19 protein-coding genes and 1 other RNA gene are annotated in these 25166 nt (G+C 35.3%); 14 read left to right on the top strand and 6 right to left on the bottom strand.

Annotated elements, in window-relative coordinates; genetic code table 11:
- Positions 1 to 37: 37 nt before the first annotated feature.
- Positions 38 to 475 (bottom strand): response regulator, encoded by a 438-nt coding sequence (locus PSU83_RS12260; protein WP_300589779.1) that lies wholly within the window; start codon positions 473 to 475, stop codon positions 38 to 40.
- A 108-nt stretch (positions 476 to 583) separates the two neighbouring features.
- The gene (locus tag PSU83_RS12255; protein ID WP_300589778.1) at positions 584 to 3079 is read right to left on the bottom strand and encodes a PAS domain S-box protein; all 2496 of its coding nucleotides are present in this window, start codon (positions 3077 to 3079) and stop codon (positions 584 to 586) included.
- A gap of 250 nt (positions 3080 to 3329) precedes the next feature.
- Between PSU83_RS12255 and PSU83_RS12250 the strand changes: the two genes are divergently transcribed.
- The 8 genes from PSU83_RS12250 to acs all read left to right on the top strand — a co-directional run bounded on the left by PSU83_RS12250 (position 3330) and on the right by acs (position 14248).
- On the top strand, positions 3330 to 3749 hold the full coding sequence (locus tag PSU83_RS12250) for a helix-turn-helix domain-containing protein (RefSeq protein ID WP_300589776.1): 420 nt from the start codon (positions 3330 to 3332) through the stop codon (positions 3747 to 3749).
- Between the two features lie 95 nt (positions 3750 to 3844).
- Positions 3845 to 5221, top strand: coding sequence for a porin (locus PSU83_RS12245; protein WP_300589775.1), 1377 nt, complete (start codon positions 3845 to 3847; stop codon positions 5219 to 5221).
- 27 nt (positions 5222 to 5248) lie between these two features.
- On the top strand, positions 5249 to 6787 hold the full coding sequence (locus tag PSU83_RS12240) for an MFS transporter (RefSeq protein WP_300589774.1): 1539 nt from the start codon (positions 5249 to 5251) through the stop codon (positions 6785 to 6787).
- A gap of 12 nt (positions 6788 to 6799) precedes the next feature.
- Positions 6800 to 7024 carry a DUF6814 family protein gene (locus PSU83_RS12235; protein ID WP_300589773.1) on the top strand — a complete coding sequence of 75 codons (225 nt, stop codon included), beginning with the start codon at positions 6800 to 6802 and terminating at the stop codon, positions 7022 to 7024.
- Positions 7025 to 7275: 251 nt separating this feature from the next.
- Positions 7276 to 9963 (top strand): ATP-binding protein, encoded by a 2688-nt coding sequence (locus PSU83_RS12225; RefSeq protein ID WP_300589771.1) that lies wholly within the window; start codon positions 7276 to 7278, stop codon positions 9961 to 9963.
- 11 nt (positions 9964 to 9974) lie between these two features.
- A complete protein-coding gene (locus PSU83_RS12220; RefSeq protein WP_300589770.1) occupies positions 9975 to 10334 on the top strand; it encodes a response regulator in 360 nt (119 codons plus the stop codon).
- Positions 10335 to 10355: 21 nt separating this feature from the next.
- On the top strand, positions 10356 to 12251 hold the full coding sequence (locus PSU83_RS12215; RefSeq protein WP_300589768.1) for an acetate--CoA ligase: 1896 nt from the start codon (positions 10356 to 10358) through the stop codon (positions 12249 to 12251).
- 89 nt (positions 12252 to 12340) lie between these two features.
- A complete protein-coding gene (acs, locus tag PSU83_RS12210) occupies positions 12341 to 14248 on the top strand; it encodes an acetate--CoA ligase (RefSeq protein ID WP_300589767.1) in 1908 nt (635 codons plus the stop codon).
- A 109-nt stretch (positions 14249 to 14357) separates the two neighbouring features.
- Here acs and PSU83_RS12205 read toward each other — a convergent pair whose 3' ends face one another.
- The gene (locus PSU83_RS12205; protein ID WP_300589766.1) at positions 14358 to 14765 is read right to left on the bottom strand and encodes a DUF4293 family protein; all 408 of its coding nucleotides are present in this window, start codon (positions 14763 to 14765) and stop codon (positions 14358 to 14360) included.
- A 194-nt stretch (positions 14766 to 14959) separates the two neighbouring features.
- On the opposite strand from PSU83_RS12205, the gene rho reads away from it, so the two are divergent.
- The gene (gene rho, locus PSU83_RS12200; protein ID WP_300589764.1) at positions 14960 to 16684 is read left to right on the top strand and encodes a transcription termination factor Rho; all 1725 of its coding nucleotides are present in this window, start codon (positions 14960 to 14962) and stop codon (positions 16682 to 16684) included.
- Positions 16685 to 16790: 106 nt separating this feature from the next.
- Here the strand turns inward: rho and PSU83_RS12195 are convergent, their stop codons facing one another.
- Positions 16791 to 18035: an NAD(P)/FAD-dependent oxidoreductase gene (locus tag PSU83_RS12195; RefSeq protein ID WP_300589763.1), complete on the bottom strand. Its 1245-nt coding sequence runs from the start codon at positions 18033 to 18035 to the stop codon at positions 16791 to 16793.
- Between the two features lie 357 nt (positions 18036 to 18392).
- On the opposite strand from PSU83_RS12195, the gene dnaK reads away from it, so the two are divergent.
- Complete coding sequence (gene dnaK / locus PSU83_RS12190; protein ID WP_300589762.1) at positions 18393 to 20279, top strand: molecular chaperone DnaK; 1887 nt, start codon at positions 18393 to 18395, stop codon at positions 20277 to 20279.
- A 92-nt stretch (positions 20280 to 20371) separates the two neighbouring features.
- Here the strand turns inward: dnaK and PSU83_RS12185 are convergent, their stop codons facing one another.
- Complete coding sequence (locus PSU83_RS12185) at positions 20372 to 21262, bottom strand: Brp/Blh family beta-carotene 15,15'-dioxygenase (RefSeq protein ID WP_300589760.1); 891 nt, start codon at positions 21260 to 21262, stop codon at positions 20372 to 20374.
- Between the two features lie 132 nt (positions 21263 to 21394).
- On the opposite strand from PSU83_RS12185, the gene PSU83_RS12180 reads away from it, so the two are divergent.
- Together PSU83_RS12180 and PSU83_RS12175 are read left to right on the top strand one after the other, a co-directional pair.
- The gene (locus tag PSU83_RS12180) at positions 21395 to 22123 is read left to right on the top strand and encodes a bacteriorhodopsin-like (protein ID WP_300589759.1); all 729 of its coding nucleotides are present in this window, start codon (positions 21395 to 21397) and stop codon (positions 22121 to 22123) included.
- A 122-nt stretch (positions 22124 to 22245) separates the two neighbouring features.
- Positions 22246 to 22827: a hypothetical protein gene (locus tag PSU83_RS12175; RefSeq protein WP_300589757.1), complete on the top strand. Its 582-nt coding sequence runs from the start codon at positions 22246 to 22248 to the stop codon at positions 22825 to 22827.
- Between the two features lie 57 nt (positions 22828 to 22884).
- Here PSU83_RS12175 and PSU83_RS12170 read toward each other — a convergent pair whose 3' ends face one another.
- Positions 22885 to 23934, bottom strand: coding sequence for a glutaminyl-peptide cyclotransferase (locus PSU83_RS12170; protein WP_300589756.1), 1050 nt, complete (start codon positions 23932 to 23934; stop codon positions 22885 to 22887).
- An 85-nt stretch (positions 23935 to 24019) separates the two neighbouring features.
- On the opposite strand from PSU83_RS12170, the gene ffs reads away from it, so the two are divergent.
- Together ffs and PSU83_RS12160 are read left to right on the top strand one after the other, a co-directional pair.
- Positions 24020 to 24117: signal recognition particle sRNA small type (gene ffs / locus PSU83_RS12165), an RNA gene on the top strand.
- A gap of 50 nt (positions 24118 to 24167) precedes the next feature.
- Positions 24168 to 25166, top strand: coding sequence for an enolase C-terminal domain-like protein (locus PSU83_RS12160; protein ID WP_300589755.1), 999 nt, complete (start codon positions 24168 to 24170; stop codon positions 25164 to 25166).

Below are 25166 nucleotides of genomic sequence, written 5' to 3'. Positions count from 1 at the left end.
AATTTCAGCAGGCTTTTTTTATGCGATGAATTTCAAACTAGTAACGGTGATAAACAAATTCTTTATTGGACGTATGATAAGTATTCCAATCAATTGACAGCACATAATTGATGGCTTTTTTCAGGTCTTGGACTGATGTTGGTTTTCTTATATAAAGGTCTACACCAAGATTTTTACACAGTTCAATGTCGGACGGATTGCTAGAAGTTGTCAAAATCACAACTGGAATATTTCCGATTGCAGGTGTAGCTTTTATTTCTTGAAGTACTTCAAAACCCGATTTTATTGGCATGTTTAAATCTAGGAATATAACTGAAGCTTGTGGTGGTGGATTGTGAAGTTGTTGAAGTAATTTTTCTCCTTCTTCAAATAAAGACACAGCTTGGTTAATTTCAGTTGTAACTTCTTTAAAAAAATCTAAATCATCAACATCGTCGTCTGCGTAAAAAATTGAGGTGAATGCTTTTTCTTCCATTTTCAGAATAGTACTTTTTTTGTGTGAAGATAGCTATTTAAATAATACGAATTGAAAGAAATTAACAGTTGTTTAAGTAGTGTGGTTTTAAGGGTTAAATTTTGACAATTAGCTATTTACGGGAAAATAAATATCGAATGTAGCTCCTTTATTAGGTTCGCCAGATGCTGTAATAAAGCCTTTGTGATTGTCAATTATTTTTTTGACTATCGCTAAACCAATTCCGGTTCCTTGATATACTTCTCTACCATGCAATCGTTGGAATACTTCAAATATTTTATCGCTATACTGTTGGTCAAAACCAATTCCGTTGTCAGAAAATCGGATATGGCAGTACTTTGTTTCTTTGTCTAATGCAGCATTATTTAATTTTTCACCTTTATTTATATTACACTTTATTTTTATAATTGGCGGAAAATTTTCGAGTGAAAACTTAAGTGAATTGCTCAGAAGGTTAAAAAGTAGTTGGTGTATTTGAAAAGGAACGATAAAAACATCCGATTCCACTTGTTCTATTTCTATTGTAGCCTTTTTTTCTTGAATTTCTTCTTGTAGATCTTCAATAACGTCTTTAATAATTATATTGAGATCTGTTTTTGTCAATACTACATCTTGAGTATTCGTCCTAGAATAAGCAAGTAAATCGTTTATAAGGGTCTGCATTCTTTGTGCAGCATTTTGCATCCGCTTGAATCTGTCTTTACCATTTTCGGATAAGTTATCAAATTCTTTTTCAATGATCTGATTGGAAAACGTTTGTATTTTACGGAGTGGTTCTTGCAAATCATGGCTCGAGATATAAGCGAAGGACTGAAGCTCCTTGTTCATTTCTTCTAGTTCGAGATTTTTTTGTTTGAGTTCTATTGCATTTAATTTTAATTTATCGTCAGCATCTTTTTTAGCCGTCAAGTCGTGTGTAACTTTAGAAAAACCAATAACTTCATCAATTTCATTATGAATAGCGGTGATGACAACATTAGCCCAAAAAAGACTACCATCTTTTCGAACACGCCAACCTTCTTGCCCATATCGACCATGTTTGGATGCTTGATCTAATAAAAATTGAGGTAAATTATTTTGTCTATCCTCGGCAGTGTAAAAGTTCGAAAAACTTTTTCCAACAATTTCTTCTGTCCGATACCCTTTTATGCGTTCGGCGCCTTTGTTCCAGTTTTCTATGATTCCCTGTTTGCTTAAATATAAAATAGCGTAATCTTGAACTTCTCCGACCATTAAATGATAGCGTTCTTCACTTTCTTTCAGAATTTCGTTTAACAGATTCAGCTCTTTAGTACGTTCTTTAACTTGCTTTTCAAGTAAAATGCTAAACGTTTTTTGATCTTGAATATCGGTGCTGCTTCCAACCCACATTTGGATTTTTCCATCTTCATCTCTTTGCGGAATCGCGCGACTTAACTGCCAGCGGTATTCACCATCATATCTGCGGAACCGATGTTCAATTAAAAAATCTTGACGGGTTGTAATTGAATGTGCCCATTTTTTGATGTTTTCATCTTTATCATCGGGATGCACAATATCCAACCAACTCTTTTCGTATAAATCCTTAAGCGATAATCCAGAATATTCGAATACCGATTTATTGTAGTAATTTAAATTGCCTTCTGTATCGGAAGTCCAGATTTGTTGTGGCATAGAATCAGAGAGCAATCTAAATTTGCGTTCGTTTTCAATCAAGAGCATCTGATTATTCCGTTCTCTTGTTGTGTCGCGTATTGTACCAATCATTTTTTCTGCTTGACCAGTAACATCGTAAAAAACCTTTCCTTTTCCTTCCATCCAATGAATGGAACCGTCTTTCCAAATCACCCGCGCTTCATAGGACAAATACCCATTATTTATCGCATTACTAAAAGCTTTTTTCCTGATTTCCAAATCATCTGGATGAAGATGTGCTAGTAAATGTTCATGTGTTAATTTGATTGGCTCTTTATATCCACCGATAATTTCTAAATACCTGTCGGAATAAGTAGCGTCCATAGTTTTTAAATCCAATTCCCATGTTCCTAATTCACTAGCGTCTATAATAATGTTTAATTTATCCTCATATTTTTTATATTCCTGATTACTTTTATGCAATTCTTTTAACACATTTACTTTTTCAGTCGTTTCAAAACAAGTTGTAAAAACTCCAGCTGGTTTACCAGATTCGTCATGTACCGGACTGTAACTAAATGTCCAATAAATGTCTTCCATTTTTCCATTGCGATAAAACGGTAAAAGTAGGTCTTCATTCCAGGTAGATTCGCCTTTTTCTAAAACTTGATTTAATAAGGGTTTGATGTCTTTCCAGATTTCTTTCCAATGTATCTCTGCTCTTCCACCCAACATTGCAGGATGTTTTCCATCATTTCCCAGACTTGGAAGATAAGCATCGTTATAAAAGCAAATTAGTTCGGGTCCCCAAAAAAGAAACATTGGAAATTTAGAATTCAGTATGATGCTGAGTGTTGTTCGTAAACTCTGTGGCCAAGTATCGGGAGTTCCTAACTTATTTTTGCTCCAATCTTTTTCACGAATGAGTTTCCCCATTTCACCGCCGCCAGCCAGAAATTGTAAGAAAGAATTGGTACTTTTTGAATGCATTTGTGATTTATTCGGATGACGAAGTTAAGAAAATTATTTTGGTTTAACAATCGAGCTATCATAGCTATAGACTTTCAGATTTGTAAAATAAATATTATCGAATGCCGAAAATAGCATTTGTGTATTAAAGTGTATACAATGCAAAAAAAACCTATTAAAATTGCATACTATTTAAATAATCGATCAAAAAAATCAAGATAATGCTTTTGTATTGTTGCTAAAATGATATATTTATGCAAAATATATATATATGGAGATTTTAGCATGTCCTAAATGTCAAAGTAATACTATAGTCAAAAGTGGTATCATCAAAGACAGGCAAAGGTATTTATGCAAAAAGTGTAATTACTTTTTCACGGTGAATAAAATGGGTAAAAAGATAGACAGTTACTATGTGACGAAAGCGTTGCAACTCTACCTTGAGGGCTTAAGCTTTAGAGAAATTGAACGTATTATCGGCGTTTCACATGTAACAGTTAGCAATTGGGTAAAGGAGTTTAAAATCACTAAACCCAATCATACCGATTATCATCCCACTTATAAGATATACAATCACTTGGAACTAATAGAATTCCTAAAAAATAAAGAAGTTTTAAAAGGGGCAGGGATGATTATTACTGAACTTGGTGATAAGTTTATGCTAATAAAATGGGAGCGTTTCAAAGATTAACTATATAGATTTACACTTATATATATTATAATTTTTTTCATTGAACAAAATGTTGAATTTGGTCTCGTTAAATCAACCAAACCATATTATAAATTATGAAAAAAATAGTTTTATTAACTGCTGTACTTTTTTCAGCATTGTCTTTCGGACAAGGATCGCCTGATTATGGCGGAGGAATGAAATTCAATCTCAATCCAGAAGGAACCAAATACATGCGATTTATTGCATGGAATCAGATTTGGATGCGGGCTACCGATTTAAATCCAGGCTCTCTAGTAGGAGGAGAACCCGCAACAAAGCAAGAAGACATCGGATTAAGACGATTGCGTATTTTAGCTTATTCTCAAATTTCACCGCGTTACATGATTGTTACGCATATTGGAATCAACAACCAAACATTTACCAATGGTGGCGCTTCAGGATCTACAGGAACTGGTGGCTATGGCGCTGGAAAAAAACCGGGAGTTTTCTTTCACGATGCATGGAATGAATATGCTATTGCTTTACCCAGAGAAAACAAGCCTTTTAGCCTTTCTATTGGTGCTGGATTGCATTATTATATGGGATTATCGAGAATGACCATGTCGTCTACTCTAAATTACATGACCATTGATGCTCCTATATTTAATTGGCCTTTAATTGAAAATTCAGATCAGTTTGCCCGTCAAATTGGCGTTTTTGCAAAAGGAAAATACAATAAATTGGAATATCGATTCAGTTTGAATAAACCATTTGCTACCAATCAAGTTCCAACAGATGCTACATCAAATGCAACTGCCGTTGCGGTTGATAATAGTGCTAATACCAAGTGGTCAAAAGCAGGATATGTAGAATATCAATTTTTTGATAAAGAATCCAATTTTTTACCTTACAAAGTAGGTTGTTATTTAGGAACTAAGCGAATGTTTAACATTGGTGCCGGTTTTTATACTGCGCCAAGCGGAACTAAAACAGCTGTAAATGGTGTAATCGAAAAACATTCAATAAATTTATTCGCTGCTGATGCTTTCTTAGATCTACCAATTGGAAAAAAGGAGCAAAAAATGGCCATTACTGTTTATAGCGTTTTGTATGATTATGATTTTGGTCCAAACTACGTTAGAAATTTAGGAATTATGAATGTTGGAGTTTCTGACACTAATTTCACAGGAACTCCGGGACTTGCCGGAGCAGGAAATTTGCAACCCGTGATTGGCACAGGCACAATTTGGTATACACAAGCCGGATTCTTATTACCCAACAAAAATGAAAAACCTAAAGTTAGAGTCCAACCTTTCGGAGCATATACTTACAAGAAATTTGACGCTTTTGAACAAGCAAGCAATCAGTTCGATATTGGAACCAACTTGTTTTTAGATGGTCATCATGCAAAGCTAACAGCACAATATTCAACTCGTCCAGTGTATACTGCCAAAGATAATTTGGATACTTACAAAAGCGAATTTTTGCTACAACTTCAAATTTATTTATAAAAAAAACCAAACCAAAAACAATAAAATATGAGCGATAAATCAACAAAAGGAATCTGGAAGGTAATCTCTGCTTCCTCAATGGGTACCATGATTGAGTGGTATGACTTTTACATCTTCGGTAGTTTGGCCGTAGTAATTTCGACTAAATTCTTTCCGTCCGAAAATCCAACTGCAGCCTTCTTATCAACTCTAGCTACGTTTGCAGCCGGATTTGTAGTAAGACCTTTCGGAGCATTATTCTTCGGACGTTTGGGCGACCTAATCGGAAGAAAATACACCTTTATGGTCACCCTTTTATTAATGGGTGGTGCCACTTTCTTGATTGGATGTATTCCAAGTTATGAAACTATAGGTTTTATGGCGCCAGTACTTGTTTTACTACTGCGTTTGTTACAAGGTTTAGCTCTTGGAGGAGAATATGGTGGCGCTGCAACTTATGTAGCAGAACACGCTCCAAAAGGACAAAAAGGCTATTGGACTTCCTGGATTCAAACTACAGCAACAGTAGGATTGTTTATTTCATTAATGGTAATCTTGATTACAAGAAATCTGTTATCCAAAGAAGCCTTTGACGAATGGGGATGGAGAGTACCATTCTGGGTGTCTATTATAATGGTTATGGTATCTTATTTCATTCGGAAAAACATGCACGAATCACCTGTTTTTGCCAAAGCCAAAGCAGAAGGTAAAACCAGTACGAATCCTTTAAAAGAAAGTTTCGGAAATAAATACAACTTAAAATTTGTTTTGTTAGCGTTATTTGGAGCTACTATGGGACAAGGAGTTGTGTGGTATACTGGACAATTCTACGCCATGAACTTTATGAAAACGGTTCAGTGTATCGATTCTTCACAAGTAGATACCTTACTCGGAATTGCCTTGCTGATTGGAACGCCCTTCTTTATTTTCTTCGGATGGTTGAGCGATAAAGTAGGTAGAAAATACATTATGATGGGTGGAATGTTATTAGCCATCTTGGCTTACCGTCCAATATACAAAGCGATGTATCAAACGACCGATTTGACTTTGAAAACTGAATTGGTAGACAAAACAACTATAGTGCCTTCTATTAAAGAAATAGACGGAACCAAATTGGATTCTATTTACACAACCAACAAAGCCTATGCTGATGGTACTACTGTTGAAGAAATCAAAACCAAACATTTCGAAAGCGGGAAGTTACTGCAAGACGACAAGGGCAAAGATAAAATTGAAACTAAAGTCACTAAAACCATCACAAATAATGATCGGATGATGTTGATTTTCTTAGTGTTTCTTCAAGTCATTTTTGTAACAATGGTTTATGGACCGATTGCAGCATTTTTAGTCGAAATGTTCCCAACGAAGATTCGATATACTTCGATGTCATTGCCTTACCATGTTGGTAACGGAATATTCGGTGGATTACTACCGGCCATATCTACCTATTTCGTAACTTCGGCAAAAGATGCGGGTGACCCACAATTCTATTTGGAAGGACTATGGTATCCTATTGGAATAGCCGCCGTCTGTTTTGTCATAGGAATGATTTACATCGATAGAAAAATTAATACTCTTCACGAATAATATAAAGCAATTATGAACACAGTAAAAAAATATTTAGGATTTATATGGATAGTTCTAGCAATAGCAGTAGCCTATTACAGTATCGGTATTTTCGGAAGTAAACTTACTTCTGGTAAACAAGAAGATTTAGTTTTTGGGATTATCATTTTCTTTATCTTGTTACCGCTCATCGTAACCGGATTGGCATTGTTTGGTTATTATTGTGTAACCGACGAATATGATGAAGATTACGATTAATGTTATAATTTGTTAGTTATCCAAAGGCTCTTATTCAATAAGAGCTTTTGGTAATTTAAATAAGATGAAAAAAAGACACCAACAAAAATTAGTTATTTTATCTATGGCATTGCTAATAGGGCTTAACATTCCTATTGTATTGCTATTTGATTCAGCTAAGTCATTGTTGGGATTTCCAATTATCTATATTTATATCTTTTCTATTTGGGCGTTTTCAGTGTTATTATCATTCATAATAATTAAACGATACGATGAATAGTGCTGTTTTACTTCTGATTCTCTCAGTCTACTTGGCCATGCTCTTTTTCATGGCACATTGGGCAGAAAAAAAAGGCAACAGCAAATGGACAGTCAATCCGTATGTATATTCGCTTTCACTGGCTGTATACTGCACTGCTTGGACGTATTATGGTAGCATCGGCTTGGCTGCAGAAAGTGGTTTGAGTTACATTAGTATTTACTTGGGCCCAATAATTATTATTCCGTCGTGGATCGTAATTCTAAAAAAAATTATTCGCATATCTAGAGTTAACAAAATCTCTAGTATAGCCGATTTTATCTCACTTCGCTACGGCAACAGCCGATTCTTAGGAGCCATAGTTACCGTAATTTGTTTAACTGGGATTTTACCTTATATCGCCTTGCAATTAAAAGCGATTGCTGAGACCTTTCATGTGGTGACCAAGACGAAAACGAGTCATTATATTTTTGATGATACCACTACTTATGTGGCGGTCGCATTAGCATTATTTGCCTCTTACTACGGAACCCGTTATGTTGATGCTTCTGAAAAGCGAAAAGGAATTGTAACGGCAGTAGCAATGGAAAGCGTTTTAAAATTGGTCTTCTTTGTCATCATCGGAGTATATGTTACTTTCTTTGTCTTTGATGGTTTTGATGATATTTACCAAAAAGCCTCCGTTTTAGAACATTTCAAAGAAAAGAACACTATTGGCGGTTTGCCACAAGTAATTAACTGGTTTTTGCTTTGTGTATTGTCAATGTTTGCAATCTTTTTATTACCAAGACAATTTCAGGTTGCTGTAATAGAAAACAATAAGGAAAACCACGTGAATAAAGCCATTTGGTTGTTTCCTCTGTATCTTTTGATTTTCAATATTTTTGTGTATCCAATAGCTTGGGGCGGGAATATCTTATTCCAAAACCAAAATGTGAATTCCGATTTTTATTCCCTTTTAATTCCGCAATTATTTAATAATACTACACTGACGGTTTTAGTATTTTTAGGTGGATTTTCGGCAGCTATTTCTATGATTGTAGTTTCCTCTATTGGTTTGTCAACTATGATTACTAATAACATATTGATTCCATACAACTTACTAGGAAAACTGAAAAGTAAAGAACAAACTATTAGTAGTAAAACCATCGTCAACAGCCGAAAAATTGGTATTTTTAGTTTGATTATTTTGGCCTATCTCATTTACCGTTTCTTTGGGTTAGATTACAGTTTGGTTTCCATCGGATTGATTGCTTTTGTGATTATTGCCCAATTGGCACCTGCTTTTTTCGGAGCTTTGTTTTGGCGAAGGGGTTCCCGTCTTGGTGCTGTCTATGGCATTATTATCGGATTCCTAATTTGCATTTATACGTTGTTAGCGCCATATTCTATTGGGATTAGCAATGAAAACAGCACTTTCATATCGGAAGGTTTTATGGGCTTTTATTTGCTAAAACCGTTCCAATTGTTTGGATTGGATTACTTGCAGCCAGTCCAACATGCTTTGTTTTGGAGCCTACTGTTTAATAGTGTGGTTTATTTTTCAGTGTCTGTTAGTTTTAAAGGTAATTATCGCGAGCGCAATTATGCTGAGATGTTTATCGACATCAACAAATACATCACCAATCATGAGAATGCTTTTGTGTGGAAAGGAACCGCATATACTAGTGATATTGAGAAAGTATTGATTCGATTCCTAGGCGAAGAACGAACCAAGCGTGCTTTGACTATTTTCAACTTGAAATACAATGTCGCTAAAGACCAGAAACTAGCGGATGCGCGTTTGGTTAAGTTTTCAGAAAATTTACTGACAGGTCATATCGGAACGGCTTCGGCGCGAATTCTGATTGCCAGTGTGGTAAAAGAAGAGAAAATTACTTTGCCTGAAGTATTGAAAATTTTGGAGGAATCTAAAGAAAACATCATCATTAATAAGAAACTGACTGAGACTTCTAACGAGCTAAAAAAAATCAGTGCCAAATTGCAACTAGCCAATCAATCGTTGGTAACCAAAGACCAACAAAAAGATGAATTTTTAGACACGGTAACACATGAATTACGCACGCCAATAACCGCTATTCGTGCTGCCAGCGAAATCCTTCACGATGACGATGATATTCCGGATGAACTAAGAAAACAATTTCTGCAAAACATCATTTCGGAATCAGACCGATTGAACCGATTGATTGATAAGATTCTCGATTTAGAAAAATTTGAAACGGGTAAGCAAACTATTTATCCAGCGAAACACAATTTGATCAAAACTATCGAAAACGCCGTAGAGCCATTGCAGCATCTTATCCGAAACAAAAAAATAACAATTCATACCGAATCTAAAGATAAAGTAACCGCTTTTTATGATGAAGACCGAATCGTGCAAGTAATGACGAATTTAATTTCGAATGCGATAAAATTCTGTCCCGAAAACGAAGGACTAATTACCATTCAAGTAGTTGAAAAAGAAAATTTCATCCAAACTAGTGTGCACGATAACGGTAAAGGAATCACCCCGAACGATTATGAAATTATTTTTGATAAGTTTTATCAATCCATGAATCAAAATATTAAAAAACCGGTTGGCAGCGGATTGGGATTAGCCATTTGCAAACAAATTGTAGAGCATCACGGGGGAAAAATAGAGGTTATGCCTGCTGTTAAAGGAGCCTGTATAGCGTTTACCTTGCTCAAAAAAACCGAATAAATTCAGTAGTTATGAAGAAAATATTAATTGTAGACGATGAACCAAATATTGTTATGTCTTTGGAATACACCTTTAAGAAAAACAATTTTGAAGTATTTATTGCCCGCGACGGTCAGGAAGCCTTAGATATCCTGAAATCCACGTATCCAGATGTAATCATACTTGATGTTATGATGCCTATGGTAGATGGGTACGCTACTCTGGAACAGATTAAGAAAGACACCAATTTTAAGCATACCAAAGTCATTTTCCTATCGGCCAAAAACAAAGAGAGCGACATCCAAAAAGGATTAAGTCTCGGTGCCGATGCGTATTTAACCAAACCATTCTCGGTCAAAAAAATTGTCGAGCAGGTCAACGAATTATTATAATCGAGTAAACAACAACACACAATGAACTACGAAGAATTTTATAAAAAGAGTATTGAAAATCCGGTCCAATTTTGGGCAGAGCAAGCCGATGCAATTGATTGGTATCAAAAACCCACTACCATACTTTCTCAAGATGCCAATGATTATCCACTTTGGTATCAGGACGGCCTGCTCAATTGTTGCTATTTGGCTGTAGACAAACACATCCAGGATGGTTATGGCGACCAAATTGCCTACATTTATGATTCGCCAGTAACCCAAACTATTAAGAAATATACTTACAGCGAAGTCAAATCAGAAGTTGCTAAATTGGCAGGTGGTTTACTTTCTTTAGGATTAAAAAAAGGAGAAACCGCTATTATCTATATGCCAATGATTCCACAAGCGGCTTTTGCGATGTTGGCTTGTGCCCGAATTGGAGTTACACATTCCGTAGTTTTTGGAGGCTTTGCTCCACATGAGTTGGCAATTCGAATTGACGATTGTAAACCTCGGGTTATACTCACAGCTTCCTCTGGTATTGAAATCGACCGGCTAATTGCTTATAAACCCCTAGTTGACGAAGCCATTGCACAAGCTACTCACAAACCTAAAAAAGTGGTGGTCTTAAATCGCAAACTTGGCGCTAGAATTCCGTTTAAAAAATACGATGTCGATTATGATGCCTTAGTATACGGTTCTGAGGAAACGCCTTGTGTTCCGGTTGAGTCTACACATCCACTTTATGTCTTGTATACTTCGGGCACTACAGGAAAACCAAAAGGGATTTTACGAGACACAGGCGGCTATGCCACAGCACTTAAATTTTCAATGCAAAAGATTTACGGCGTGAACGAAGGAGAAGTTTTTTGGGCTGCTTCAGATGTGGGCTGGGTCGTTGGCCACAGTTTTATCGTTTACGGTCCATTGATTAATCGAAATACTTCCGTCATATTTGAAGGAAAACCTATTAGAACTCCGGATGCTAGTACGTTTTGGCGGATCATCGAAGAACATAAAGTTTGTGCTATGTTTACCGCGCCAACAGCAATAAGAGCGATCAAGAAAGAAGACCCTAATGGAGAATTCATAAAGCAATATGATTTGAGTTCGTTACGAACCCAATTTTTAGCGGGTGAACGTTGTGACGTGGCTACTTTAGAATGGTATAGAGCACACATTCCGATTCCTGCTATTGATCATTGGTGGCAAACGGAATCCGGCTGGCCGATGATTGCCAACATGATGGGCGTGGAGTACTTGCCAATCAAACCCGGTTCTACCGGAAAAGCAGTCTGTGGTTATGATATTCAAATAGTAGGTGAAAACGGTCTGGAACTTGAGCCAAACGAGGAAGGGTATTTGGTCATTAAATTGCCTTTGCCTCCCGGAACATTACTCGATATCTGGAAAGATCATCCAAGTTTTCAATCAAGTTATTTAAATCGGTTTCCAGGCTATTATTTTTCAGGCGATGGCGGTTATAAAGATGCAGATGGATACATTTATGTTACGGGTAGAGTGGACGATGTTATTAATGTGGCCGGTCACCGACTTTCTACAGCTGAAATGGAAGAAATAGTGGCTTCACATCATTCGGTTGCAGAATGCGCCGTGATTGGAATTAATGACGAGTTAAAAGGACAAATTCCATTGGCATTAGTAGTAACTAAATTAGGAGAAGAGATAGAACATTTTCAACTACAATACGAAATTGTTCAGTTAGTCAGAGAACAAATTGGTGCCGTGGCTGCTTTGCGCGATGTGATTGTAGTACAACGTTTACCAAAGACGCGCTCCGGAAAAATATTACGCAAGCTATTGCGAAGTATTGTTGATGGTGAAAATTTTCAAGTACCATCCACTATAGATGATGAAGCGATTATTGCCGAGATTCAAGAAGAACTGGCAAAAACCAAAATTGGAAGCTATAAATGAGCTATAGTAATTTAGCAAAAAAAATAATTGGTACATACTTAGAATAAGTATATTTACCTTAATAAAACGAATATTAAATTAGATTTACAATGAGTTATTACAAAATAGATAATCTGGAACATTATTTTAAAATGTATAAGAAATCGGTTCGAGAACCCCGAAAATTTTGGGATAAGATTGCCGATGAGAATTTTACTTGGTACCAAAAATGGGAAAAGGTTTTTGAAGTTAATTTTGAAGAAGCGAAGTTTAAATGGTTCGTTGATGCCAAGGTAAATATCACTAAAAATTGTATCGACAGACATTTAGCAAGACGAGGAGATAAAACTGCGATCATTTTCGAACCTAATAATCCCGATGAAGATGCTCTTCATATAACCTACAACGAACTTTATGATCGAGTAGCTCGAATGGCTAATGTGCTTCGCGATCAAGGTGTAAAAAAGGGAGATCGAGTTTGTATTTATTTACCAATGATTCCCGAATTGGCTATTGCTACTTTGGCTTGCGCCCGAATTGGAGCGGTACATTCGGTTGTCTTTGCAGGATTTTCAGCTTCAGCGGTTGCGGCTCGAATTAATGACTGCGATTGTAAAATGGTTATCACTTCTGATGGAAGTTATCGTGGAGAAAAAACCATTGATTTGAAAGTTATTATCGATGAAGCTATTGAAAAAACGCCGTGTGTAGAGAAAGTTTTAGTTGTTAAAAGAACTGATACTAAAGTTACGATGAAAGAAGGACGCGATATTTGGTTACAGCCTTTGTTGGATGCAGCTATTCCTAACAATGTTGCCGAAATCATGGACGCAGAAGATCCTTTATTTATACTTTATACATCAGGTTCGACGGGAAAACCAAAAGGAATGGTTCATTCTACTGCTGGTTATATGGTATATACTGCCTATACTTTTAAAAATGTTTTTGCTTACGAAGAAAATGATATTTTTTGGTGTACTGCCGATATTGGTTGGATTACAGGGCATTCCTATATACTTTACGGACCCCTTTTGAATGGAGCAACTACAGTAATTTTTGAGGGTGTACCTTCTTATCCAGATTACAGTCGTTTTTGGGAAGTAATAGAAAAGCATAACGTGACACAATTCTATACAGCTCCCACCGCAATTCGAGCTTTGGCGAAAGAAAATCTCGATTATGTACAGCGTTTTCCTTTAAAATCATTGAAAGTGATTGGATCCGTTGGAGAACCTATAAATGAAGAAGCATGGCATTGGTATAATGATCATGTAGGCGGAAAACGGTGTCCACTAGTAGATACTTGGTGGCAAACCGAAACAGGTGGAATTATGATTTCACCAATTCCGTTTGTAACCCCAACAAAACCAACTTACGCTTCGTTACCATTACCTGGAATTCAACCTGTTTTAATGGACGAATTACGCAACGAAATTGAAGGCAATCAGGTTACGGGAAGTTTGTGTATAAAATTCCCTTGGCCCGCCATAGCGCGAACGATCTGGAATGATCACCAACGTTATAAAGAAACCTACTTTACCGCTTTTCCAGGTAAATATTTCACTGGGGATGGGGCTTTACGAGATGAAGTTGGGTATTACCGAATCACTGGAAGAGTAGATGATGTAATCATCGTTTCGGGACACAATTTAGGAACGGCACCAATTGAAGATGCTATCAATGAGCATCCAGCAGTTGCAGAAAGTGCCATCGTAGGTTTTCCACATGACATAAAAGGAAATGCTTTATACGGTTTTATTATTTTAAAAGAAGTAGGTGAAAGTCGCGATAAAGTTAATTTGGCTAAAGAGATTAACCAATTAGTTTCGGATCAAATTGGACCAATTTCTAAACTTGATAAAATTCAGTTTGTTTCAGGCTTACCAAAAACACGATCTGGAAAAATTATGCGTAGAATATTGCGGAAGATAGCTGAAGGTGATTTTAGTAATTTTGGAGATACTTCAACATTGCTAAATCCTGAAATAGTGGACGAAATAAAAGATGGGAAAATATAGATTTAGAATCTAAAACAGAGAAGAGAATCTGAAATAAGTTCAGAGCAAATAAAAAACCCGAACCATTGGCTCGGGTTTTTTGCAGCACTAAAAAACTAAGTTTATAGGTTTATCGCAGTCGATCCACAGATTTTACGAGATCTTCGTCCTTTTTAATGGCTTTGTTGGCCAAAACCAAAAATACGATAGAAATAATAGGTAAGAACATCCCAACACCCTTCTCAGAAATAGCTGTTTCTCCAGATGCAGTTAGTGTTCGATACACAAATAATCCTAATAAAATTAAATTCAATATCATATTCAATCTGCCCATGACAAATTGTTGTTGTCTTTTTTTATGTGAAAAAATGCTAAGTAAAGTTAGGGTGTTACTAAGTCCGAAAAGCGTGACGTACACTGTATCGGCCATAAAATAAAAAGGTTTTCCGGCTGCATCTTTCCATAATGGAAATACAAAAGGTAAAACGCTAGTTACTACTAAGCAAATAATCAAATAATAGGTTTGTGGTCTAAACATTTTTTTTTTCGAATAATTAGATGCAAAAATAAAGTTTCTTTTTAAAAAAATACTATTGCATGATAAAATATTATTTGTATTATTGCAGTGTAAATCCGCAAAATCTTCCAAAAATCGGATTTATTTACGAATTGAATCTACACTCATTTTCCTTGTATTCCAAATTAAATCAATTTACGATATAAATATTATTTATGTTTGATATTTCTGCCCTTAAAGAAATGAAGCTTTCTGAGCTTCAAGAAATTGCCAAATTAACCAAAACCATTAAGGTTAACGGCGTCAAAAAAGACACACTTATTACCCAGATTCTGGAACAACAAAGTAACGCTTCGGCGGAACAAGTTGCTGTTGATAAGCCTGCCGAAAGCAAAGCCAAACGAATGCGAATTGCACCCGAAACAAAGTCTACTGCTGAACCGCTTCAGAACGATTTGTTTGCCGCTGAACCAAAAGTAGAACCGACGGAAGAAAAAGTACAAGGTACCACCGATGAAAAGACAGAGGAAAAACCAGTATTTCAAAGCAAAAATCCTAAGTTTAAAAAACCGGTTTTCGAGAAAAAGAATAACACTAATCCAAAAATAGAATCTCAGGAACCAAGTGTATCTGAAGCAGAAATTGTAGAAAAACCTACCACGGAAGAAGCAGAAGGAAATCCAAACCAAAACAATAGCAACGGCAACGGCAACAGAGAACACAACGCTAAACAGCCGAGCAAAGCACCAAATGCTAATGCCAACAATAATAACCCAAATTTTAAAGGGAAGAAACAAAACAACTTCAGAGATGCTGATTTTGAATTTGACGGAATAATAGAAAGTGAAGGCGTTCTTGAAATGATACCTGATGGGTATGGTTTCCTGCGCTCATCCGATTATAATTATTTGGCTTCACCAGATGATATTTATCTTTCAACTTCCCAAATCAGATTATTTGGATTAAAAACGGGCGATACCGTAAAAGGTGTAGTTCGTCCTCCTAAAGAAGGAGAGAAGTTTTTTCCATTAGTAAAAGTGCTTAAAATAAATGGGCATGATCCACAAGTGGTTCGTGACCGAGTTTCATTTGAACATTTAACGCCAATATTTCCACAAGAAAAATTCAATATAGCGGATAAGCATGCTAGCGTTTCGACACGAGTAATCGACTTGTTTTCTCCAATTGGAAAAGGACAACGTGGTATGATCGTGGCCCAACCAAAAACGGGTAAGACCATGTTGTTAAAAGACATTGCAAATGCTATTGCGGCTAACCATCCAGAAGTTTACCTAATTGTTTTATTGATAGATGAACGTCCAGAAGAGGTTACCGATATGCAACGTAGTGTTCGTGGTGAAGTTATTGCTTCAACATTCGATCGAGAACCAATGGAGCACGTAAAAATCGCCAACATTGTTCTTGAAAAAGCCAAGCGTTTGGTAGAATGTGGTCATGATGTTGTGATTTTGTTGGATTCGATTACACGTTTGGCTAGAGCTTACAATACGGTTCAACCAGCCTCTGGAAAAGTACTTTCGGGTGGAGTAGATGCTAATGCATTACAAAAACCAAAACGATTCTTTGGTGCGGCTCGTAATGTAGAGAATGGTGGATCTTTGAGTATCATCGCCACAGCCTTAACCGAAACAGGTTCTAAAATGGACGAAGTCATCTTCGAAGAATTTAAAGGAACGGGTAACATGGAATTACAATTGGACAGAAAAATTGCCAATCGAAGAATTTTCCCGGCTATCGATTTGACTTCTTCAAGTACGCGTCGTGACGATTTATTGTTAGATCAAAACACGTTGAAACGAATGTGGATCCTCCGGAAATTCCTAGCCGATATGAATCCGGTGGAAGCTATGGATACTATAAACGATAAAATCAAGAAAACCCGAAACAACGAGGAATTCCTTATTTCGATGAATGATTAAATAATTAATCCCAGCTTAACGGTTGGGATTTTTTTTGAGTAGTAACCGCGGTTACTTTTATAATTTTAAAATATACGTCTTGAAAAAGTAGCTATTTGTGACTTTCTTAGTTTAGACTATCAATCAATTCAGCGACCAATCTCCCTGATTTCATGGCTGCATTTATAGAACCGTTCATTAAATGATCCCCACAAATAAATAAGTTTTTATCTAATTGTAATTCTGTGTTTAAAACTTCATTAGTAACTTTTTCTTGATTTGGCAAAGCATACTGGATGCGATAGGTTTTTATCATTTTCCAATCATTCACTTGATTTCCATACCAATTTTTCAGTTCCAACTTCATGTTTTTAGCTACTGTCTCATCGTCAATTGTAGGGTTTCCATTTAATGAAACTGAAATTAATATTCGGTCGTCAGGAGCGTATTTTTTAGAAACGTTGGTGATTACAGTCAAGTTAGTGACCCATTTTTTGTTTGCTGCAGCATTTAAAACTACCACTGCTTTTTTGGTAGGAGCAATTTTAGCTTCAAAATAAACATTGGTAACTTGATGGAAATTTTGTTTGCTTTTTGGAATATAGTTGCTTGCAAAACCTATCGCTTCTGTTGCAATAATGATTGTATCGGTTTCAACTAGTTTTCCATTTTCACAACTGATTTTGTTGTTTTCAATTGCATTTACTTTCACATTATATTGAATAGAATTTTCTGGAAGCATTGCTACCAATTGTTTCGGAATTTCTTCCATTCCTAATTCGGGTAGCGCTGCATCGCCTTCGGAAAACATTTTCATGACAAAATCAAACATATTGCTTGAAGTTTTCAACTCATTTTCTAGAAATATTCCGGAAAAGAAGGGTTTGTAGAAACGGTCAATCATTTTTGTACTGAAGCCGTATTTTTTGAGTTGCAAAATCGTCTCGGTTTCTGTTTGTTTGAAGATATTTGAAACAGTAATTTTGACTAATTTATTTTTTAAGAAAAAGGTATTCATCTTATCTTTTAGCGTTCCAACGGGTGCAAATACTGTCGAAAATAAAGCAGATGGTCGTCTGAAAGGATCTGCAATTTCAAATTGTCCGTTTTCATAAAGTACGGTTGCGCCAGGTAAAAATCGCTTTAAATTTAGTTTCTCATAATCCAATACTGCTTTTGCTTCGGGATATTCGGTTAACAAAACCTGGAACCCTTTGTCTAATCTAAATCCGTCAATCAGATCCGTTTTGATGCGACCACCGGCACGATCAGAGGCTTCTAAAATTTGAACTTTAAATCCTTTTTTGTGGAGATAAACGGCGGCAGTAAGACCTGAAATTCCTGCGCCTATTATTGTGATGGTTGGTTTCATGAGATTTATTTAAAACAAAATTACATCTTTTATTTTGTTGTAACGACTATTTTTAAAAGGTCCAAAGTAGTATAGTATGTGACTGCTTAAGAAAACCCTAGCCCAGATTGCAGCGGAAATCCTTTTTTTTTCGTTTTTTGGAACGAGACAAAAAGATTGGAGTGTAAAGCTGGAAACAGCTCCTAAAAAAATAATTAGTACTTTCTACTTAGAATTTTGCACTTAAAATGTCATCTTGTCATATTTATTTGCTCAAAACTGACAATTTATTCTTCTTGGCCGCTTGGCACAATAGTTGACTTTGGACAAGCAAGTTTGAAAAATAAACACACAAATAAAAATATAAATTAAACAAAAATGGGAAAAATAATTGGAATTGACTTAGGTACAACCAACTCATGTGTATCCGTAATGGAAGGACAAGAAGCTGTAGTAATACCTAACTCAGAAGGGAAAAGAACAACACCATCTATCATTGCTTTCGTTGAAGGTGGTGAGATTAAAGTGGGTGATCCTGCAAAAAGACAAGCGGTAACGAATCCAACAAAAACGGTTGGTTCTATCAAGCGTTTTATGGGACACACTTTTGCTGAAACTACTGGTGAAGCAAAAAAAATGCCTTACAGTGTTGTAAAAGGTGATAACAATACGCCACGTGTGGATATTGATGGTCGTTTATACACTCCACAAGAATTGTCAGCTATGACACTTCAAAAAATGAAAAAAACGGCTGAAGACTATTTAGGTCAAACCGTTACAGAAGCAGTTATCACTGTTCCTGCTTATTTTAACGATGCACAACGTCAAGCTACAAAAGAAGCTGGAGAAATTGCTGGTTTGAAAGTAATGAGAATTATCAATGAGCCAACTGCTGCTGCATTAGCTTATGGATTAGATAAAAAAGGTGTTGACCAAAAAATTGCTGTTTATGATTTAGGTGGTGGTACTTTTGATATCTCTATCCTTGAATTAGGAGATGGAGTTTTTGAAGTATTGTCTACAAATGGAGATACGCACTTAGGTGGAGATGACTTTGACCAAACCATTATTGATTGGTTGGCAGACGAATTCAAATCGGAAGAAGGAATTGACTTGAGATTAGATCCAATGTCATTACAAAGAATTAAAGAAGCTGCTGAAAAAGCGAAAATCGAATTGTCCTCTTCTGCTGAAACAGAAATCAATTTGCCTTACGTTACTGCTACCGCTTCTGGACCAAAACACTTAGTTAAAAAATTAACTAGAGCTAAATTTGAGCAATTATCTGATTCTTTAGTAAAACGTTCAATGGAACCAGTTGCTAAAGCGTTGAAAGATGCTGGTTTATCTACATCGGATATTGATGAAGTTATTTTAGTTGGTGGTTCTACAAGAATGCCAAGAATTGCTGACGAAGTTGAAAAGTTCTTTGGTAAAAAAGCATCAAAAGGAGTTAATCCTGATGAGGTTGTAGCTATCGGAGCTGCTATTCAAGGTGGAGTTTTATCTGGAGATGTGAAAGATGTATTGTTACTAGACGTTACACCTTTATCTTTAGGTATCGAAACTATGGGTAACGTTATGACTAAATTAATCGAGTCTAACACAACTATTCCAACTAAGAAATCTCAAGTATTCTCTACAGCTGCAGACAACCAACCAAGTGTTGAAATTCACGTATTGCAAGGAGAAAGAACGATGTCTGCAGATAATAAAACTATCGGACGTTTTCACTTAGAAGGTCTTCCACCAGCACCAAGAGGAGTTCCACAAATTGAAGTAACTTTTGATATTGATGCTAATGGTATCATCAAAGTTTCTGCAACTGATAAAGGAACCGGTAAATCTCATGATATTCGTATTGAAGCTTCATCTGGTTTAACAGCAGAAGAAATCGAAAGAATGAAAAAAGATGCTGAAATGAATGCTGACGCTGATAAAGTAGCAAGAGAAAGAGCTGAGAAATTAAACGAGGCTGACAGTACAATTTTCCAAACTGAAACTCAATTGAAAGAGTTGGGAGATAAATTAGCTGATGATCACAAAGCAAAAATCGAAATGAGTTTGACTGAATTAAGAATGGCACACCAATCACAAGATTTAGATGCAATTCAAAAAGGTCTTGACAATGTAAATGCAGCTTGGAAAACAGCTACAGAAGCAATGTATGCTCAAGGAGAAGCTGGTCAAGCACAAGATGCTGCGCCACAAGCTGAAAATTCTGGAGATAATACGCAAGATGTTGAATTCGAAGAAGTAAAATAAGCAGAGAACCAATTTTATATAATAAAATTACATGAATCGCTTATTCCGATGCAAATCGGAAAAAATTAAATAAGAACAAACCGGGTAAGCAATTATCCGGTTTTTTTAGTAAACATTTTTAAAATAACCCAAGCATGGGGAAAAGTTATTGCCGCCAGAAAAGAAAAGAACAAAGCGTCAAAAATGGTTTCATCCTTTACTATTAAGTACAAGATAACAATTCCGAGAAGAGATGTTATCCAATATATAAAAGCAGATTTGAAATATAATTTAAAATTCTGGAAACTATACTTTCCGTACAAGAATTTTATTTGATCTTGTAACGATGGAATACTATGCCAAAAGATAAAGTAGAGTGCAAATCCCCAGATTAAACTTCCTACCTTAAAAAGAATTGTAAAAACTACTAGATAAAGTAATTCTTCAATCATACTGTTTTTAAATTTTACAGATTTAAAAATGAAGTAAACAAAGAACATAATTAAAGTACAACCAAAAAAAAGTACTAAATAAGCGATTTTTATAAAATCAATATTTATACGTATGATCGAGAAAACTATTTCCTCTACTTCTTTTATGTGAAATACAAATAGCAACAATAAAATGAAAATGCCATAATTAAATTGAAAAAGGGGTTTAATCCATTTTACTGTATCATTTTCTAATTCTTGCCAATGTTGTTCGCCAAAATGATAACCACTAACTAAAATAAATAAAAGTAAGGCCAACCACGGAATTATGATAAAAAGTAGTGCGGAGGCACTAACAACAACAATATATGATGTTATCAATTTTTTGAATGAAATTGACCTTTTGGATACATCTATTTTTTTTAAAAGTACTAAATCGTTTGCGCCATGCAGTATTCCAAAGGAGAAAATTAGTATAAAACCTAGAATAATTTGAAAATTTTGTGCAAAAAACGAGGTTATCCAAAGGCCTGAAAAGCTTGCTACTATTGATAAATTGGAATTTTTAGACATTTACTTTAAGTTTTGTTTAAAAATACTGAAAAAAAAATAAAGAAATTGTTTTTTATTTTGTTCAATCTTTTCTATATTTGATTAAACAAAAATAGTTTTTAACTCAATTTTTTATAACCAACACTTTTAATTATGACAAATTTTATGTTTATTTCTGCTTCAGTTTCCAAAATGCTACCAGATGATTACACTGGGTTCACCTTTTTTGTAGGATGTATGGCTATGATGGCCGCATCAGCATTTTTCTTTTTATCATTAAACCAATTTGATAAAAAATGGCGCACATCAGTTTTAGTTTCAGGGCTAATCACGTTCATTGCTGCAGTCCACTATTTCTACATGAAAGAATACTGGGGCGAGTTTCAAGAATCGCCAACGTTTTTTAGATATGTAGATTGGATTTTAACAGTGCCATTAATGTGTTTAGAATTTTATTTAATCTTAAAAGTTGCAGGTGCAAAAACTGGATTACTGTGGAAAATGATTTTTTATTCTGTGGTAATGCTAGTAACAGGTTATTTAGGAGAAACTGTTTACAAAGACCAAGCTCAAATTTGGGGTCTTATTTCTGGAATTGCGTATTTTGCAATTGCATATGAAATTTGGTTAGGAAGTGCGGCAAAATTAGCTAAAGCAGCTGGTGGTCCTGTTTTAGAAGCGCACAAAATTTTATGTTGGTTTGTATTAGTAGGATGGGCAATTTATCCTTTAGGATACATGCTCGGAACTGATGGTTGGTATACTTCTATGCTAGGAAAAGGAAGCGTAGACGTTGCTTACAACATTGCAGATGCGATTAACAAAATCGGTTTTGGTCTTGTAATTTATAATTTAGCAGTGAAATCACAAGTTAAAGAGTAGTGCACTTGTATCAATGATTTAATAAGTAAACCGGGTAAGCAATTATCCGGTTTTTTTTATTTAATGAGTTTGGAAAATAATATTTTGTACATTGGTAACCTAATTAAAAAAGATAATCTGCTATGAATAAAATAATTTTGTCAGTTTGTGTTGCTTTGTTAAGTTTCAATGGCTACAGCCAAAAAAAGAAATCTTCACCGCAAAAAGCGAGCACAACTATTTCAGCATTTCCTAAATTAGACAATCTTACTACCGAAGTGAAAAATGGAAACTTCCAAATTTCGATCAGTGAAAAAGGGAAAACCAATGACATTTTGGTCGTAAAAGCGGTTGATGCTTCATTCAAACCGACCGATTGCAAGTTGAGTTCCTTTATGGCCAATGGAGTTAAATTGTACTTACTGACTTGGACCGATCTTACGAAAGTCGTTACGGGGAAAAAATCGGAAGATAAAACAACAGTTTATACTGTTATTTATGAACTTACATCGAAAAAACAAGTGTTCTCAAATTACCAATTGACGAATCATATCATTGAGCAAGTAATGTTGGGTAATACCGCCGCTTCCGAAACGCAAGAGAAATACAGACGTGAAGGTTTTGAGTTCAAACTAAATCCCGATGGTTCTGTTACACAAAAGAACAAAACACAGCAAAACATTATGGTTTATGATGCAACCAAAATGGAATTCAAAAAGAAATAATGAAAAAAGCCTTTAATTTTAGTTGAGTGGCTTTTTTTATAATACTAATTTCAAAAATTACTCGGTAACTTTTATTTCAAAAGTTTTGTCCCAGTTTTTTCCCGTTACAAAAATGGTATTTGTCTTTTTGTTGTAAGCAATTCCGTTAAGAACATCAGCTTTTGGATTCTTAATTTGTGCTTTTAAAGCTGTCAAATCTAAAACAGCTTCAACGGCTCCAGTTTGTGGATTTATAACTGCAATAGCATCTTTTTGCCAGATATTACCATAAATTTTTCCGTTAATCCATTCGAGTTCGTTGATGCTTTGAATTTTACTGCTATTAGTATAGACATTGATGTAATTCGTCATTTTTTGTGTTTCGGGATCCATGGTCCAAATTTTCTCCGTTCCATCCGATTGATAAATGTTTTTTCCATCATTCGTCATTCCCCAACCTTCAATCTTTTTATCAAATTGAAACGTTTTTATCTTTTTCAAGGTATTGGCATCGTAAATAAAGCCAGTTGCATTTTGCCAGGTTAATTGGTAGATTTTATTGTTCAAAACGGTGATTCCTTCTCCAAAATATTGTTGGTCTAAATCCACTTTTTTATAGGCTTTACCTGTTTTGTAATCAATTTTGGCGAAATATGATTTTCCATTTTGTCCCGTGCTTTCCATCAACGTGTCGCGATAGAACTCAAAACCTTCGGTAAAGGCATTGATATCGTGATTGTACGTATTTACAATAGTATATTTTAAGGGCTTAATCGTAATTCCTGAAGCGACTTCGATTCGGGTTCTAGTAGAAATAGTATCACTTTCAAAATAAACTAATGCCTTTAGGTTTTGGTATCCTAATTTTTTTCCATTTAAATCTAAAGTGAATTTTCCATTTCCCTTTACAGAGGAAACTCTTTTGTCATCTACAAAATAAGCAACGCTGTCAATCGTTTTATTTTTTGTATTAACTAGTGTAAAATCTACTTTATCTGTTGCTTGATATAATGATTTTAACGCATTGTTATCAAAGCTGAAATAGTTTTCTTTTTCTCTTTGACTGTCGCCACAACTAGCGATAATTAAGGCTAATAAAATGGTAATTAACGGATTATAAACTTTCATTTTTTGGAATTAAAATTTCTACCACAAATATATTTATATTGCTCTAAAATCCTTGCAAAAAAACAAAAAGATTGTATATTTGCACCGGCAAGTCCTACACGACCAGCTCCTGCAAAATCCTCCAGGATGGGAACATAGCAAAGGTATGTGGTTGAGCGGTGCGATGTAGGTCGCTTGCCATTTTTTTCAAAAAAAGCGTCCCGAAATTCTCGGGATTTTTTATTTTTACACCAATGGTTTTAGCATGGCAAATAGTACGATTTCAACTCAAAGAAACCTTTGCCATCGCTTATGGAAATTACACACACAGAGAAGCCTTAGTAGTATCGCTTGAAAAGAATGGAAGCAAAGGTTACGGCGAATGTACAGCTATAGATTATTACAATATAAGTCTTACTGATTTTGAAGTTATTTTAACCAAAATAAAATCTAAAATTGAAAGTCAGAACATACTTTATCCGACTGATTTTTACGATTTCCTTTTGCAATTTGATTTACCAAGTTTCCTGCGTTCAGCTTTAGATTGCGCATATTGGGATCTATTTGGCAAAATCGAAAAGAAAAGTTTTTTGCAACTAAATGCCATCGATTATGCTAAACTTCCGGATTCTTCTATTACAATAAGTGTTGATATCGTTGAAAGTCAAATAAAGAAAATTCAAAAATCGAATTGGTCCAAATTTAAAGTGAAATGCAATCATTTTGATGAAAAAGCTATTACAAGATTATTAGAATTAGAGGTAACTTTGGCTTTAGATTCTAACGGAAGTTTCACTAAAGAGCATTGCCTTTGGCTCGAAAATAATGAAGCGATTTCTAAATTTTCGTATATTGAACAACCCATGAAACCAGATGCTACCAATTATGAAATCTTACATGCTACAAAATTTGCAAATTGGATGGCAGATGAAGATTGTCAGGATAGTTCAGTACTAAACGATTTACAACACCATTACAGAAGTATCAACATAAAACTTGTAAAATGTGGGGGATTGACTCCTGCTTTAGCAATGATTTCCGCTGCCAAAGCACTAAATTATAAAATTATGATTGGCTGTATGACCGAATCGTCCATCGGAATTTCCGCTGCTGCAGTTTTGGCTCCGTATTGCGATTACGCCGATTTAGATGGTGCAAATCTTATTGCAAATGATATTGCTAAAGGGAGCGAAATCGTATTTGGTAAAATTTGTCTGAGCGAAAAACCGGGTTTAGGAATACAATTAAACTAA

The organism is Flavobacterium sp. (assembly GCF_029945805.1).
Lineage (GTDB): Bacteria > Bacteroidota > Bacteroidia > Flavobacteriales > Flavobacteriaceae > Flavobacterium.
This window is presented reverse-complemented; position numbering and strand designations above follow the sequence as displayed.

Bases quoted from the DNA above. Each gene is read 5' to 3' on its own strand.
- acs (WP_300589767.1), top strand. From the start codon at position 12,341: ATGAGTTATTACAAAATAGATAATCTGGAACATTATTTTAAAATGTAT.
- PSU83_RS12185 (WP_300589760.1), bottom strand. From the start codon at position 21,262: ATGTCTAAAAATTCCAATTTATCAATAGTAGCAAGCTTTTCAGGCCTT.
- PSU83_RS12235 (WP_300589773.1), top strand. From the start codon at position 6,800: ATGAACACAGTAAAAAAATATTTAGGATTTATATGGATAGTTCTAGCA.
- PSU83_RS12245 (WP_300589775.1), top strand. From the start codon at position 3,845: ATGAAAAAAATAGTTTTATTAACTGCTGTACTTTTTTCAGCATTGTCT.
- PSU83_RS12220 (WP_300589770.1), top strand. From the start codon at position 9,975: ATGAAGAAAATATTAATTGTAGACGATGAACCAAATATTGTTATGTCT.
- dnaK (WP_300589762.1), top strand. From the start codon at position 18,393: ATGGGAAAAATAATTGGAATTGACTTAGGTACAACCAACTCATGTGTA.
- rho (WP_300589764.1), top strand. From the start codon at position 14,960: ATGTTTGATATTTCTGCCCTTAAAGAAATGAAGCTTTCTGAGCTTCAA.
- PSU83_RS12215 (WP_300589768.1), top strand. From the start codon at position 10,356: ATGAACTACGAAGAATTTTATAAAAAGAGTATTGAAAATCCGGTCCAA.
- PSU83_RS12260 (WP_300589779.1), bottom strand. From the start codon at position 475: ATGGAAGAAAAAGCATTCACCTCAATTTTTTACGCAGACGACGATGTT.
- PSU83_RS12160 (WP_300589755.1), top strand. From the start codon at position 24,168: ATGGTTTTAGCATGGCAAATAGTACGATTTCAACTCAAAGAAACCTTT.
- PSU83_RS12205 (WP_300589766.1), bottom strand. From the start codon at position 14,765: ATGTTTAGACCACAAACCTATTATTTGATTATTTGCTTAGTAGTAACT.
- PSU83_RS12240 (WP_300589774.1), top strand. From the start codon at position 5,249: ATGAGCGATAAATCAACAAAAGGAATCTGGAAGGTAATCTCTGCTTCC.
- PSU83_RS12175 (WP_300589757.1), top strand. From the start codon at position 22,246: ATGAATAAAATAATTTTGTCAGTTTGTGTTGCTTTGTTAAGTTTCAAT.
- PSU83_RS12195 (WP_300589763.1), bottom strand. From the start codon at position 18,035: ATGAAACCAACCATCACAATAATAGGCGCAGGAATTTCAGGTCTTACT.
- PSU83_RS12170 (WP_300589756.1), bottom strand. From the start codon at position 23,934: ATGAAAGTTTATAATCCGTTAATTACCATTTTATTAGCCTTAATTATC.
- PSU83_RS12225 (WP_300589771.1), top strand. From the start codon at position 7,276: ATGAATAGTGCTGTTTTACTTCTGATTCTCTCAGTCTACTTGGCCATG.
- PSU83_RS12250 (WP_300589776.1), top strand. From the start codon at position 3,330: ATGGAGATTTTAGCATGTCCTAAATGTCAAAGTAATACTATAGTCAAA.
- PSU83_RS12255 (WP_300589778.1), bottom strand. From the start codon at position 3,079: ATGCATTCAAAAAGTACCAATTCTTTCTTACAATTTCTGGCTGGCGGC.
- PSU83_RS12180 (WP_300589759.1), top strand. From the start codon at position 21,395: ATGACAAATTTTATGTTTATTTCTGCTTCAGTTTCCAAAATGCTACCA.